The 12,781-nt window shown below is 55.2% G+C and carries 15 protein-coding genes; 5 read left to right on the plus strand and 10 right to left on the minus strand.

The features are described from left to right. Nucleotides 1–26: 26 nt before the first annotated feature. From ABLQ08_RS27360 to ABLQ08_RS27370, 3 genes are all read left to right on the plus strand, one after another. A complete protein-coding gene (locus ABLQ08_RS27360; RefSeq protein ID WP_352949154.1) occupies nucleotides 27–695 on the plus strand; it encodes a GDSL-type esterase/lipase family protein in 669 nt (222 codons plus the stop codon). Between the two features lie 82 nt (nucleotides 696–777). Further along, a complete protein-coding gene (locus tag ABLQ08_RS27365) occupies nucleotides 778–1,185 on the plus strand; it encodes a hypothetical protein (protein WP_352949156.1) in 408 nt (135 codons plus the stop codon). A gap of 176 nt (nucleotides 1,186–1,361) precedes the next feature. Beyond that, nucleotides 1,362–2,285, plus strand: a complete 924-nt coding sequence (locus ABLQ08_RS27370; protein WP_352949158.1) for a LysR substrate-binding domain-containing protein — start codon at nucleotides 1,362–1,364, stop codon at nucleotides 2,283–2,285. Between the two features lie 37 nt (nucleotides 2,286–2,322). On the opposite strand, the gene ABLQ08_RS27375 is transcribed toward ABLQ08_RS27370, so the two are convergent. After that, nucleotides 2,323–2,676 (minus strand): winged helix-turn-helix transcriptional regulator, encoded by a 354-nt coding sequence (locus ABLQ08_RS27375; protein WP_352949160.1) that lies wholly within the window; start codon nucleotides 2,674–2,676, stop codon nucleotides 2,323–2,325. A gap of 107 nt (nucleotides 2,677–2,783) precedes the next feature. Between ABLQ08_RS27375 and ABLQ08_RS27380 the strand changes: the two genes are divergently transcribed. Continuing rightward, nucleotides 2,784–3,527, plus strand: a complete 744-nt coding sequence (locus ABLQ08_RS27380; RefSeq protein WP_352949163.1) for a GDSL-type esterase/lipase family protein — start codon at nucleotides 2,784–2,786, stop codon at nucleotides 3,525–3,527. A 15-nt stretch (nucleotides 3,528–3,542) separates the two neighbouring features. Further along, nucleotides 3,543–4,526 carry an MBL fold metallo-hydrolase gene (locus ABLQ08_RS27385; protein WP_352949165.1) on the plus strand — a complete coding sequence of 328 codons (984 nt, stop codon included), beginning with the start codon at nucleotides 3,543–3,545 and terminating at the stop codon, nucleotides 4,524–4,526. Nucleotides 4,527–4,944: 418 nt separating this feature from the next. Here the strand turns inward: ABLQ08_RS27385 and ABLQ08_RS27390 are convergent, their stop codons facing one another. From ABLQ08_RS27390 to ABLQ08_RS27430, 9 genes are read right to left on the minus strand one after another with little or no spacing between them, the layout of a single operon-like run. Further along, nucleotides 4,945–6,339: an amidase family protein gene (locus ABLQ08_RS27390; protein WP_352949167.1), complete on the minus strand. Its 1,395-nt coding sequence runs from the start codon at nucleotides 6,337–6,339 to the stop codon at nucleotides 4,945–4,947. Nucleotides 6,340–6,372: 33 nt separating this feature from the next. Then, the gene (locus tag ABLQ08_RS27395) at nucleotides 6,373–6,927 is read right to left on the minus strand and encodes a MarR family winged helix-turn-helix transcriptional regulator (protein WP_352949170.1); all 555 of its coding nucleotides are present in this window, start codon (nucleotides 6,925–6,927) and stop codon (nucleotides 6,373–6,375) included. Nucleotides 6,928–6,957: 30 nt separating this feature from the next. Next, the gene (locus ABLQ08_RS27400) at nucleotides 6,958–7,665 is read right to left on the minus strand and encodes an ABC transporter ATP-binding protein (protein WP_352949172.1); all 708 of its coding nucleotides are present in this window, start codon (nucleotides 7,663–7,665) and stop codon (nucleotides 6,958–6,960) included. Further along, nucleotides 7,662–8,486 carry an ABC transporter ATP-binding protein gene (locus tag ABLQ08_RS27405; protein WP_352949175.1) on the minus strand — a complete coding sequence of 275 codons (825 nt, stop codon included), beginning with the start codon at nucleotides 8,484–8,486 and terminating at the stop codon, nucleotides 7,662–7,664. Before ABLQ08_RS27405 ends, ABLQ08_RS27400 begins: the two co-directional genes overlap by 4 nt. A 1-nt stretch (nucleotide 8,487) precedes the next feature. Next, entirely contained in the window at nucleotides 8,488–9,501 is a 1,014-nt protein-coding gene (locus tag ABLQ08_RS27410; protein WP_352949178.1) for a branched-chain amino acid ABC transporter permease, read from the minus strand. Further along, entirely contained in the window at nucleotides 9,498–10,361 is an 864-nt protein-coding gene (locus ABLQ08_RS27415; RefSeq protein WP_352949181.1) for a branched-chain amino acid ABC transporter permease, read from the minus strand. Before ABLQ08_RS27415 ends, ABLQ08_RS27410 begins: the two co-directional genes overlap by 4 nt. Before the next feature lie 24 nt (nucleotides 10,362–10,385). After that, nucleotides 10,386–11,603 (minus strand): ABC transporter substrate-binding protein, encoded by a 1,218-nt coding sequence (locus ABLQ08_RS27420; protein WP_352949184.1) that lies wholly within the window; start codon nucleotides 11,601–11,603, stop codon nucleotides 10,386–10,388. Between the two features lie 46 nt (nucleotides 11,604–11,649). After that, nucleotides 11,650–12,009 (minus strand): cupin domain-containing protein, encoded by a 360-nt coding sequence (locus ABLQ08_RS27425; protein WP_352949187.1) that lies wholly within the window; start codon nucleotides 12,007–12,009, stop codon nucleotides 11,650–11,652. Nucleotides 12,010–12,028: 19 nt separating this feature from the next. Next, nucleotides 12,029–12,724 (minus strand): DUF2848 family protein, encoded by a 696-nt coding sequence (locus ABLQ08_RS27430; protein WP_352949190.1) that lies wholly within the window; start codon nucleotides 12,722–12,724, stop codon nucleotides 12,029–12,031. Between the last annotated feature and the right edge of the window lie 57 nt (nucleotides 12,725–12,781).

The raw sequence follows: 12,781 nt of genomic DNA on the forward strand, positions 1-12,781 counted from the left end.
CTCATCACTGAAATAGAGGTACCGCAATGACAAAACGAATTTTGGTTTACGGTGATTCCAACACTTGGGGATGGAAGGGTGTCGAAGAAGCCTTTCCGACAGATCGTTACGGCGACGACGAACGTTGGGCCGGAGTCATGGCTGCTGAACTGGGCAACGAGTTCTCGGTAGCGATCGACGGACTGACGGTTCGCTCCACCAACCTGGACGATTCACTGGACTGGAACCAGATCAAGGCCGAAGCCTTCAATGGCGCGAAGACTTTACCCGCTGCCATTGCTCGTGAAATGCCGCTCGACCTTGTCATCATCATGTTGGGCACAAACGATTTGAAGGCCGAGTGCAATCGCTCAGCAGAAGATATTGCTGAAGCGGTCATTGAACTTGCCGGTATCGTCGCCAACTCCGCCGGCGGCGTGGCTTACACATATGGGCCACCGCGATGCCTGGTGGTGGCTCCACCCGCGCTGAATGATCTTCCGCATCCCGATTTTGCGGCGATGTTCGAAGGCGGAAGGGAAAAGTCTGAAAGATTGGGAGCAGCTCTGGAGGCAGCAGCAGGCAAGGCCGGTGTTGCCTTTTTTGACGCCGGTTCTGTCGTGCCTCGCGCAGCCGGTACGGACGGGCTCCACATGAGCGCAGAGCAACACAACGCACTCGGAACGGCGATGGCAGAAGTCGTGCGTAGGATTTGAGCACTCACCTCGCGCAAGAAAGAAGCCCGGACGCATCCTGCGTGCCGGGGCGGATAATCACGAAACTAAGGAGGACGGAATCGTGAGGAAACATGCCAATTGGAGAAAAGCTGTTAAATCGATATTGTCGGGAGCACTGCTGACAGCCATGGTTTCATTTTCGGCACATCAAGGTGCAACCGCGCAAGATCAAGAAGCGGCAACAACCATCGAATATGTGACCTTTAAGGCAGCCGATGGCGTTGACGAAGCCAAGCTCGCGCGCGTCGCGGTCGATGTGAATGAAGCTTTGACAGATTATGATGGCTTCATCGACCGGCACGTTGCATTGCAAGATGACGGCACCTGGGTTGAGGTAGTTTATTGGCGGGATCTGGATTCGGCCAAAGCCGCATTGGATAAGTTCCTGGCAGATCCCAATACCAAGGAATTCCTTGCGATGGTTGACCCGGATAGTGTGAAGCTGTCTTTTTCTACTATCAAGAAATGAACCACATTTCGGGGCTGTGAAGGTTTCACTGCCCCGAATATTCTTCGCGAAAAACCGGTCGGCTCATCCGTCGGATGAGATAGAAGAACTTGTCTAATTGTGGATCGGTTAGGAAGCTGAGCCTTGGGTACCGCTTGGAGCGGTTTATATATCGGGTAGGGACCTGAGGATAGGTCTTGTTCAAGGACATGAAGCGACGCCTTCCTCCGTTAAATGCTGTCAGAGCATTCGAAGCTGCTGCGCGACACAACAGCTTTACACTTGCGGCTGACGAACTCGCTGTGACACCAACAGCAATCAGCCACCAAATACGGCATTTGGAGAATATTCTGTCGCTGAAGCTGTTTGAAAGAAGCGGCCGGAAAATTGTTTTGACCGAGCACGGAGCATCAATCCTTCCGAAAGTCACATCCGGATTTGATAGCCTCGCAGACGCCTTTGAGCAGGTCTATGCAGAAGCCGATACGACCAACGTGAGCCTTTCGGTTACCAGAGCGTTTGCAAGATATTGGCTCCAACCAAGGCTAAACAAATTTTACGAACGCTATCCGTTGTACACTTTGACGGTACACGCCAGCGAAAATTGCGTGGACCTGCATTCAAATGAAGCTGACATAGCAATTCGATATGGCGCGAGGCCCACGTCGGAAAACGATGGTCTTTATTTGTTTGAAGATGAGTATGTGCCTGTTGTCCAATCCAACGCTTTGGTATCAAAAAGGAAAAGTCCCACAATAAATGATATTGAACCGAAAAGGCTGCTCGATGTCCGATGGACCAATCCAGCGCTCGACGCACCATCCTGGCAAGCTTGGTTCAACAAGAACAACTATTTGGGCTACGAGCGGTTCGGATGTTCAAGCTACGATGAGTACAACCTTGCACACGATGCATTAAGGCGCGGGCACGGCGCTGCACTCATCAGCACTGTAATCCTGGAAACCGCAGAAAAGCAGGAAAATCTCATTTCACTTGACGGAGAGCGGCTTGCTGGTCAAGCCTACAGAATTATCTTTTCTGCACGCGGACAAAGAAAACGTGCGGCCCGATCTTTTGCCGAATGGTTGCTCGATGAAGCGTCGTGCTACGGAAAAGATTAGCGCTGGATACATCCTGCGCACGCCGCAGTTCGCTAGATTATGCCTTATGCGCTGGTGCTGTCAGGCTGTCGAAATTGTCGATAACCCAATTATCGAGCTCGCCGATGATCCCGCTGAGTGAGCGCCCAAGCTTGGTGAGACGGTAGTCGACCCGTGGAGGTACTTCATGATAGTCGTGACGCTCAACCAGGCCGTGCTGTTCCAGCCGCCTGAGCGTTTGGGTCAGCATCTTCTGAGAGATGCCCTCGATGGCCTTGAGCAACTCTGCATGGCGCAATGGTTTCTTGATCAGGAGCGGGATGACGAGCAACGACCACTTGTCGCTGATGATTGACAGGATTTTACGTGACGGACATGCCGCAGCGTAGGGATCGGGCTTAATATCACTCATTTGTGTACTCTAATTTTTATAGGCACCAAAAAGTACGTACTTTATTGGGAGTTCCTATAAACATATCTTCCCGCCATCAAATTGCAATCACAAATGGATGGCACATCATGAACCGACTGATTAGTACCGCGATCATTGCGGCCTCGTTGCTCACGGCATCGGCGTCCTATGCTGCAGACTCTGCGAGAGTCCTGGTATTTGGCGATAGCAACACCTGGGGCTGGAACCCAATTGAAGAAGGTTTCCCGGCCGGACGGCACGCCGACGATGTCCGCTATGGCGGTGTACTCGACAAGGCCTTGCCGAACGCGAAAGTCGTCGTCGACGGCTTTGTGGGGCGTCGCACAAATATCGACGGACGCGGCGAAATCGGGCTTGTGGACGCATCGGACTTCAATGGCGCGAAGGCGTTGCCGGATTCGATCGCCCGCAACATGCCTCTCGACTTGGTCGTCGTCATGCTTGGCGTGAACGATCTTCAGGACGGCGTTGGTCGCAGCCCCGAAGAAGTGGCAAAGGCCGCTTTCGAGCTTGCCGGTATCGTCCAGGGTTCGGAAAAGCCGGTCTTTACCAAATATCCCGCACCGAAAGTCCTGATCGTTGCCCCGCCCGCGCTGGACGACACGTCCGCAACCCCGCTTTCCGGCCTGTTCAAGGCAGGTGAAGAACCCTCAAGGCAATTGGGCGGGCTTTTCGCTGCGGAAGCCGAGCGCACCAGCGTTCCCTTCTTCGACGCTAGCCAGATCGTCACTTCGGTCGGCGTCGACGGCATCCACATGACGGCTGAAAACCACAAGGCGCTCGGCGAGGCCCTGGCGCCGGTAGTCAACGAAATGCTGACCAACAACTAAATCGGAGAAGCGAAAATGAGAGATCTTTCAAGGCGAGAAGCGCTTGTTGGCGGACTTGTGGCAACTGCCGGCGCTGCGGCCGTGACCGTTACCTCCGGTACAATACCGGCAACGGCAGCCGCACCGAAGGTCGGTGCCCAGGTGCCCGGCATATATCGGAGGAAGCTGGGTGACATGGAAGTTACCGCTCTTCTCGACGGTTACCTGGATGTCGATAACAGCTTCTGGCACGGAATCGAACAGGAAGACGTGACTGCGGCGATCAACGACGCCTTCCTTCCGCAGAACGGAAAAATCCGGGTGGGCGTCACCTCATATCTGATCAACACCGGAAAGCAGCTTGTGCTGGTCGACAGCGGCTCGGCCGATCTGTTCGGCCCGACCGCCGGGCGTTTCCCGGAAACGCTCGCGGCCGCGGGCGTTGCTCCGGAAGATATCGATGTGATCCTGATAACTCACATGCATCCGGACCACATCGGCTCTCTCCTGTCCTCAGGAAAGGCGGTCTTCCCCAATGCCGAAATGCATATTTGCGGTGTCGATTTCGATTACTGGACAGCCGATGCGAACAAAGCCGGCGCACCTGACTTCGCGAAACCGTGGTTTGACGCCGCAATCGGTGTCCGCGATGCCTATGATGGCCGAATCAACCTGTTCACCGGCAGCCCCGAGCTGGTCACCGGTATCTCGGCGGAGCCGCTCGTCGGTCACACACCCGGTCATACTGGTTATCGCGTCAGTTCCGGCAGCGAGCAATTGCTGATCTGGGGTGATGCTTGCGGTGTCGCCGCAGTGCAGTTCTCACATCCGGATGCCGGGCTTGTGTTCGATGTCGACAGCGAAACCGGTCGCCGCACCCGCAATCGTTTGCTCGACATGGCAGCCAATGAGCGCGTGCTAGTCGCCTCCGCTCACTTGCCGTTCCCGACCTTCGGCCACGTCGCGCGTCGCGGCAACGCCTATGCGTGGGTCCCGGATGAGTATCAATACGAGATCTGATCGATAGCAAATCAGTCCTTCATCGTGATATCGAAACGGCTATCGTGTTTAATCGCACGATAGCCGTTTTACCTTTGACGTCTGTGGTGTTCAATTAAATCGAGGGGTAGACGTCAGTCTGCTAAGTACTGTTCGACCATACTCTTCAGGCCTATTACTATCAAAGTTAGGAAATCTGCGTGAACGTAGCCCTGCCGAGGTGCATCGTTAGACATACATCCCCGCCAATTGTCTGCTTTTAGACACTTTTATTGTCAACTGAATTTGTTCAAGTCAGCTGCTGAATCGATCTCAAGAGGCTTTGCTAGCCATTCAGGTATCATGAAACAATTGGCATGGTTTATGGCCAACAAAAATCACGAAAAAGAAGCGTTCCACGGCTCGCGACCCGAGATAAAATGTCGACCAACATAACAGTTCAAAACAACCGTTCTTCCGCAGCCGAGACAGGTCCTAGTTGTTCAATTAACACCGCTTCCAGTTCAACAGCAGCAGTCAATAGGGATGCTTCACGGCCGGTAGTCGTTGCGAACAGTATTCCGGTTGGAAGCCCATCGCCGTCTATTCCGCTAGGCAAGGTAATTCCAGGCATATCCAGATAGTTTCCGATCATAGTATTTCGCAGGATCAGTGCGTTTTGGCTGAAATATGTCTCTTCGCTTTCTTCGAGCTCGGCTATCGTAGGAGCGGTTCGCGCAACAGTCGGATAGGCGATCAGCGCCTGTGGGCCAAGTTTCCCCGAAAGTGATCCGATGAGCCGGTCACGCACGCTCAGCAGAGCCACGAGGTCGCGCGCGCGCATGTCCTGCGCCATGCGCAGGCGCACCAGAACCCGAGGATCGATCAGGCTGCTTTCTTCAGATGCCAGCAAATCACGATGAATATGAGCCGCTTCGCCGCCGGTAATCGCACCGTGCCGCGAAATGAGTTCCATGGTCTCGTCCAGTTCGTCGACCCGGCAACGCACGACGGTTGCGCCCGCTTTCTCCACCGCCCTCAGGGCCGTTTCATAATTCTCGGCAACCGCAGGTTCGATCTTTTCGGTTACGATACCTTCAGGTGCAAAAACCAATAGGCCGCTCAACCCGCCTGTGGGCTGCCGAACTGCCCCTTTCCGACCCTTGAGCGCAGCATCGATCAGCCGGACATCGTCGACGCAACGGGCGAGAATTCCGACGCTGTCGAGTGTCGTTGAAAGCGGGAAAACAGCGGTACGGTCATAATATGAGGAGCTTGGCTTGAAACCGACGAGACCATTCATTGCCGCCGGTATCCTTACCGAACCGGCTGTATCGGTTCCGAGAGAAACGGGGACAAGGCCTTTGGCGACTACTATCGCCGCTCCGGACGACGATCCACCCGGGATGCGCGCTTTATCGCTCCCGTAGGCATTTGGTGGTGTACCAAAATGCGGATTGATGCCGAGGCCGGAGTAGGCGAACTCGGTAAGATTGGTCTTACCGAGCAGACAGACCCCAGCGCGCGAAAGGCTGTTGACTACCGGTGCGTCCACGTTCTTGATCGGGCCGTCCTTGTAAACCAGCGACCCCGCCGATGTCGGCGTGCCGGCAACATCGAACAAATCCTTGACTGCAGCGGGAGCACCATCCAATGCGCCGCGTTGCCTCCCGTCCCTCCAGCGTTTCTCTGAGGCGGCGGCCTCCTGCCTTGCGCGGTCCGCAGTAACCAGCGTGAAAGCGTGCGGAGCCACATCGAGGTTGTCGAGTGCCCATTCAACTGTATCCACGGGTGACATAGAACCCGATGCGTAGGCAGCAGAATGTTCGCGCAGGGTTTGCGGCTTGTTAAGCATTTCTGATCCAGTCGAATTGTAGAGTTTGACAGCTCAGGGCAGGGCGACTTTCGACTGCGCCATCTCATCAGCGCCTATTGTCTGGTAGTTCGCATTGTGTCCATTATTGTAAAGGCGGTGAATGAAGTTGATGAGCTGTTCCACTTCCTCACGCGAGAACCCTTGATAAAACAGATCGTTGACGCGGCGCCGATTGGGCGTCAGCGTATAAACTGCTTCCCTGCCTTTTTCCGTCAATGACAGTCGTCGGATCCGACGATCATTTTCGTCGATGACCTTAGATACAAGACCTTTAGCTTCCAGGGCATTGACCATGGCGGTAATGAAATTCGACGTCACATCCATGTCGGCGGCAATATCAGAGACCTTCGGAGTGCCGTATTGTGCGACATAAGCCAACACGGAATACTGCGGCCCGCTCAGTTCGACCGTCCCAGCAATCCAGTCCCGTGATTCCAAGATCATGTTGGAAAGTTTCAGGAAGCTCGCCACAAATTCGCGGAACTCTTGGTCCTTGCCGCCCTTCAGCCAAGCCTCATGTGTGATGCTCAATGGCGGGAAGTCACCCTTTTTTTCTGTTGTGGACATCAATCACTCTCCAAATCGACCAGGCAGCGACTAGGCGACACTCAACAGTTTTTCGACGTCATGCCAGTTTTCACGAAGGGAATCGGCATCTCCGCTCAGGGCAATCTGCCCTCTTTCCAAAACCAGCCCATTGCCCGCGATTTCCACGGCCAGATCGGCATGCTGCTCAACTAGCACCATCGTGATGCTCTTGGTCTTGCGCAGCATTTGAAGAGCCTCGGTCAGCTGTTCAACGATAACTGGTGCCAGCCCTTCGAACGGTTCGTCAAGCAGCAAAACGCTCGGATTGGTCAACAGCGCCCGCGCGATCGACAACATTTGCTGCTCGCCGCCGGACAAGGCGCTTCCTTTGTTGGCCCTTCGCTCCTTAAGGCGCGGGAATAGCTCATAGGCGGTATCGATGCCGGGACTTCCGGCATTGCTGGCCGCAATGCGGAGATTTTCTTCAACGGTCAGTGTTGCGAAAATTTCCCGTTCCTGCGGTACCAGCGTTAACCCCTTACTGACGCGTCTATAGGCCTTGGCGTTTTGTACCTCTTTGCCCCTGAGGAGAATTTGACCGGAGGATACGTTGACACGCCCGGCAAGTGCCCCCAGCAGAGTGGTTTTTCCTACGCCATTGCGGCCGAGGACTGCCAGTGCATCGCCCGCCGCAAGATCAAAGCTGACACCGTTGACGATTTTCGTATGCCCATAGCCTGCGACGACATTTACGGCCGAAAGTGCATTTGCAGTCATCGTGTGGACTCCCCGAGATATACTTCCCGGACTTTTGGGTCGTTCTTCACGAACTCTCCCGAACCGTCGGAAACGACCTTACCCTCCGCCAGCACCGTGACATGGGAAGCGAAACGGAACACCAGCTCGATATCGTGTTCGATCATCAGAACAGCAAGATCTTTCGGCAAGGCATCCAGCGCCGCCAGAATGATATCGTGATCTTCAGACGGCAAACCCGCGGCCGGTTCATCGAGAACCAGGATTTTCGGATCAAGAGCAAGCGCGATTCCGAGTTCGACGAGCCGCTGGCGACCATAAGGCAGATCGCTGACTTCAATAAATGCGTCGCGCGTTAGACCGATCAGATCCATGACACGTTCGGCTTGCTCAAGCGCCCTAGTGCTGAAGGCGTTCTTTCGGAACATGTGCCAGCCTTCACCTTTTCGCTCGGCACCGGCAAGCGCAATGTTCTCAAGCACGGTAAGACTGTTAAAGAGGTTCGTTATCTGAAAAGTCCTGGCAAGGCCTTCCTGGATCCTGAGATGCGCCGGCAGGGACGTTACATCCTTACCTCCGAGCCAAATCGTACCGTCGGTCGGCGTGAAAGCACCCGTCAAAAGATTGACCAATGTCGTCTTGCCGGCACCATTTGGTCCGATCAGTGCGCGCCTTTCCCCCTTGCTCAGCGAAAATGAGACATCGGTAACAGCCTTGAAATCGCCAAAGGATTTGGAAAGTCCCGCGACTCTTAGAGCCGAAGACTGTGTGACATTCGCCTTCGCCATGTCTTTCTCGATCATTCCTTCATCGGTAAGGAGCGCAAAATGGGAGTATTCCATCCTATTTCTCCTTCTCAGACATAAGCTTCCTGACGATGGAGCTCTTGCCTAGATGGCTTGCCAGGCCCACCAGTCCACCAGGGGCAAACAAGACAACAACCACGATCATGGTGCCGAGCCAGAAATGCCAGAAAGCAGGATCGAACTTCGAGAAGATGTCCTGCGCGATCAGATAGACGATCGGTCCGAAAAAGGCGCCATAGATGCGTCCGGCGCCCCCCAGTGCGAGCATGATCAGGATTTCACCCGAAAGCTCGAAACCAATGGCGTTGATGCTGACGAACTGAGTGATCTGCGACTGCAGGGCTCCTGCCACGCCAGCGAGCAATCCGGCAATGACATAAAGAGCAAGCTGCCTCGACCCCACCGGAATACCGACCATCGAGGCACGAAGCCTGTTGTCCCTGATTGCGACAATCGACAGGCCAAAGGGCGTTGCCATAAGTAGACGGACGGCGAGGAAGACCACGGCAAGGACAGCAACGGAGTAGCCGAATCCGGTCTTGCCCCACAGATCAAACTCGAAAATGCCAAGCAGCGGCTGTGTGCTCACACCAACGAGGCCATCGATGCCACCTGTTAGGTCCGTCGCCTTGTTGGCGATCTCCTGCATCAGAAAAACTGAGCAAAGCGTCAGCATCAGTAGCGTGAATCCATGAACCCGCAAGACGATGGCGCCGAGAGCCAGTGATGCTACCGCCGCAACGGCGGCACCAGCCGCCAGCCCTGTCAGCGGATCACCATAACCATTTGCCGACAAGATCCCGGACGTGTAAGCGCCCAGCCCGAAGAACACGCTGTGGCCGATCGTGACGATACCGCCGAAACCAACGAGTAGGTCAAGGGAAAGGCAAAAGATGATGAAGATGGCAATCTGCGTTGCGAGCGGCAGGTATTGCTCGCCAAAGATCGGGGCAGCACACACGGCCAAAAGCGGTAAAAACTCGACCGGACGCAGGTGCCGCTTCTTGAGTGCCTGTGTGGCAACGTTGCCTGTTAATGCGATGTCGGTCATGACACCCTCCCAAACAAGCCTTGCGGCCGCACCAGCAGCAGCAGGAAGACACCGGCGAAGAGAACGATGGTTCCATACTCCGGCAGGAAGTAAGCCGAGATCGTCGAGATCAAAGCCACCAGGAAAGAGGCGATGAATGCACCGCGAACCGTTCCCAAGCCGGCGATAGCGACAACGATCATGAAGTAAACGAGGTAGACGAAGCCATAGGCCGGTGTGATCGGAAACAGCTCTGCTCCGATGGCACCACCAAGCGCGGCAAGCCCGGTGCCCAGGGCAAATGTACCGGAAAACAGCAAACTTGTGTTCAAGCCAAGCCCTTCGGCCATCGTGCGGTTTTCAACTGCCGCGCGGATCATTGCTCCGAGCGTTGTCCGCTCGAGGGCATAAAGAACTGCCAGTGCGACACTTGCCCCGACTGCCACTAACACGAGCTTGTAGGATGACGTACTCACGCCCAGCACTTGGATCGGTTCCAGAAGGGATGCCGGCATTGGAATCTGGATCAGCAACGGACCATAGAGTTCCTGAGCGACGGCGGAAGCCACGAACAACAAGCCAATGGAAAAGAGGACTTGGTCAAGTTCAGCCTTGCCGTAAAGCCTGCTGTAAAGGACCTTTTCGACGACGACGCCAATGCCCGAAACGATAAAGGGGGTCAGGGCGATAGCTGCCCACCACGGCAGATGAACTGCCGTGATGAGCGTCGCCGTGACGTAACCCCCAACCATTGCGAACACACCATGGGCTAGATTCACAAAACCCATCAGGCCCATGGTGACGCTCAATCCGACCGAAATCAGGTAAAGCAGCGCCGTGAATGCGACCGAGTGGATCAGAATGGAAAGGACGATATCCACCGTTACTACTCCAGAAAGCTTCAGTTACGCGGGATTGCGTTCCTTCCAAGGATCCTTCACACTTTCGAAGGTCTCGAACTCGATGTTCTGAGGGACGCCGTCCACCATTTTCACTTCCCGGATGTAGATGTTTTGAATGATATCCCGAGTTTCCGAGTCGATTTGAACGGTGCCGCGAGGACTATCCTTGGTCCAGAATCTCCTCAGGCTTTCGATTACAGCGTCTGAGTCATCTGCACCGTTTGTTTCGGCCACAGCTTGACAGATGGCGGCCATGCCGTCCCATGTCCCGATAGCCAGCTCATTCCACAGAACGTCCCCATACTCGGCTTGCCACAGATCGCGGAAGTGCTGGTTCGCGGGACGTTCGGCAGCCGCTGAGTAGAAGTGAGAAGTGAAGACGCCTTCAGCGGCGGCTCCCATGTTCGGCAACTCGTCATCACCAGTCAGATAACCTGACCCAATCAGTTTGATGCCTTTGTCGCGTAGACCAAGCTCGGCATAGGCCCGCATGAAAGTTGTTGCCTGCGGACCGCCCGGGTTGAAACAGAACAGCGCATCGGGATTTGCGTCTAGGACCCGCTGCAGGAACGGTGTAAAATCGGGATTGCGGATCGGCATCCGGACTTGTTCGATCACCTCGCCACCGCTTTCGGTGAAGCCGAGATGGAAAGCGGCTTCAGCGTCATGGCCGGGCGAGAAGTCTGTGACCAAAACGTAGGCTTTTTTCATACGGTTTCGTGCCGCCCAAACGCCCATGTAATAACAGCTCTGCCAGAGCGTTTGCGAAAAGCGAACGAGATAAGGTGAAAGGCGGGTAGTAACAGCGCCCGTCGCATTCATGATTACTCCCGGCGTCTTGCCGGCAGTCAGAACAGGCGCGATTGCGTTGGTGTTCGGGGTCCATTGCAAACCAGCGATGAAATTGACTCGATCCCGGGTGATCAGCTCGGTTGCAAGACGTTTGGCAACGTCCGGATTGGGCCCGGTATCATCGCGCTCGATCAGCTCGATGGTGTGGTCGCCGAGAATGGCGGGTGCCTCGTGTTTGAGGAACAGCTTTGCTGACTTGGACATGATGTCGCCCGAGGACGCAAAAACACCGGACGTGGTGTAAATCATGCCGACTTTGACCGGATTGGCGGCTGCCGCCCTCCCAAGGATCATTGGCGCAGCGAGCGCTCCACCAATAGCCCCACCGATCATTTTGGCCGCGGTGCGGCGCGTCATTTTAACAGTCATTGTCTCCTCCATTGACTGATTGCTGTTCACCCTTTCGCGTTATTTGTCAGGCGAACTGATGGAATTCGATGAGCACGCATCCCTTCTCGGATTTAAACGGCCCGTGATAAGCTCCGGGAGGGCGACAGGCGTAAGTTGGGCCCGTGTAGGCAACCTCTTCGCCTTCAGCGCCAACCGTCAGGTCTCCGGAAAACAGGAAAACTTCTTCCCAGTAATCGTGGACAAATGGCGTCGTCGTGTAGGAACCGGGTGCAAAGCGCAGCAAACGCGTGCGTGAACCGGAATTGCCGTCCTCATCCAGCGCACCGGCGAGAATTTTCTGCTGAATCCCGGCCGGATAGCCTGTCGGCGTCTCCCATCCGGTTTCCATGTCGACCGTAAAGAACTCCAAATGCTCTTTGTTCATGCTTGAAATCTCTCAATCATTAAGCGTTGGCTTTGAGGCGCCGCACGTCATAGCCGAGGGAAATCAGCTCACGACCATCGGGGTGGTACAGGGCCATGCGATATTCATTCGCTGGGCGAACGCCTCCAATTGCAGGAAGCGTGCCGCAGAAAAGAGCGACGTCCTCACCATTAGTGAGCGCACCACGCTTTTGAGCCAGTGAAAGCAGTTCCAATGGCGCCCATAGCGTGTCGAGAGAGCCTTCTTGATATAGGACCCACTCCCCGTTTTCCCTGATGCGGCAGGACATGCGCAGGTCGTCCGTCGAGCAATCGAGATCCGAAAGTCGAATGACTTGGTCGGATACCGGCTTGTCACAAACCTGCTTGGACATGGCGACGGAGGTTGCTTCCAGCTCCCGATCCGTATGGTCGGATCCAAGTCCCAGATAGAGGGCCCCTCCGATACGCCAAAGAACACACTCAACTTCACCGCCACCGCCCGGACCGACATCTTGAATTTCGACTCCGTCGGTGATCCTGTCTCTCGACACTTCATAGAATAGCGGCGTCTCCGATGGAGGGGCGACACCCAGTTCAGCCAACTCTTTGACGTGCTCGCCAACGGCAAGCAGATCACGACCCGCCCATCCCGCGATCAATGCGCGGGACACACTTTCAGGCCTAGGCAATATGCGATTCAAGGCTATCGCTTCGATTTGAACATTGCTGGTCACTTAGGAAATCCTATTGCTTCCTGTGTTGGTTAAACCGGGTGTCGCCCCTCCCGGGAG

The organism is Roseibium sp. SCP14, assembly GCF_040329475.1.
Lineage (GTDB): Bacteria > Pseudomonadota > Alphaproteobacteria > Rhizobiales > Stappiaceae > Roseibium.

Bases quoted from the DNA above. Each gene is read 5' to 3' on its own strand.
- ABLQ08_RS27425 (WP_352949187.1), bottom strand. From the start codon at position 12,009: ATGAACAAAGAGCATTTGGAGTTCTTTACGGTCGACATGGAAACCGGA.
- ABLQ08_RS27390 (WP_352949167.1), bottom strand. From the start codon at position 6,339: ATGCTTAACAAGCCGCAAACCCTGCGCGAACATTCTGCTGCCTACGCA.
- ABLQ08_RS27380 (WP_352949163.1), top strand. From the start codon at position 2,784: ATGAACCGACTGATTAGTACCGCGATCATTGCGGCCTCGTTGCTCACG.
- ABLQ08_RS27400 (WP_352949172.1), bottom strand. From the start codon at position 7,665: ATGACTGCAAATGCACTTTCGGCCGTAAATGTCGTCGCAGGCTATGGG.
- ABLQ08_RS27410 (WP_352949178.1), bottom strand. From the start codon at position 9,501: ATGACCGACATCGCATTAACAGGCAACGTTGCCACACAGGCACTCAAG.
- ABLQ08_RS27420 (WP_352949184.1), bottom strand. From the start codon at position 11,603: ATGACTGTTAAAATGACGCGCCGCACCGCGGCCAAAATGATCGGTGGG.
- ABLQ08_RS27385 (WP_352949165.1), top strand. From the start codon at position 3,543: ATGAGAGATCTTTCAAGGCGAGAAGCGCTTGTTGGCGGACTTGTGGCA.
- ABLQ08_RS27395 (WP_352949170.1), bottom strand. From the start codon at position 6,927: ATGTCCACAACAGAAAAAAAGGGTGACTTCCCGCCATTGAGCATCACA.
- ABLQ08_RS27405 (WP_352949175.1), bottom strand. From the start codon at position 8,486: ATGGAATACTCCCATTTTGCGCTCCTTACCGATGAAGGAATGATCGAG.
- ABLQ08_RS27375 (WP_352949160.1), bottom strand. From the start codon at position 2,676: ATGAGTGATATTAAGCCCGATCCCTACGCTGCGGCATGTCCGTCACGT.
- ABLQ08_RS27360 (WP_352949154.1), top strand. From the start codon at position 27: ATGACAAAACGAATTTTGGTTTACGGTGATTCCAACACTTGGGGATGG.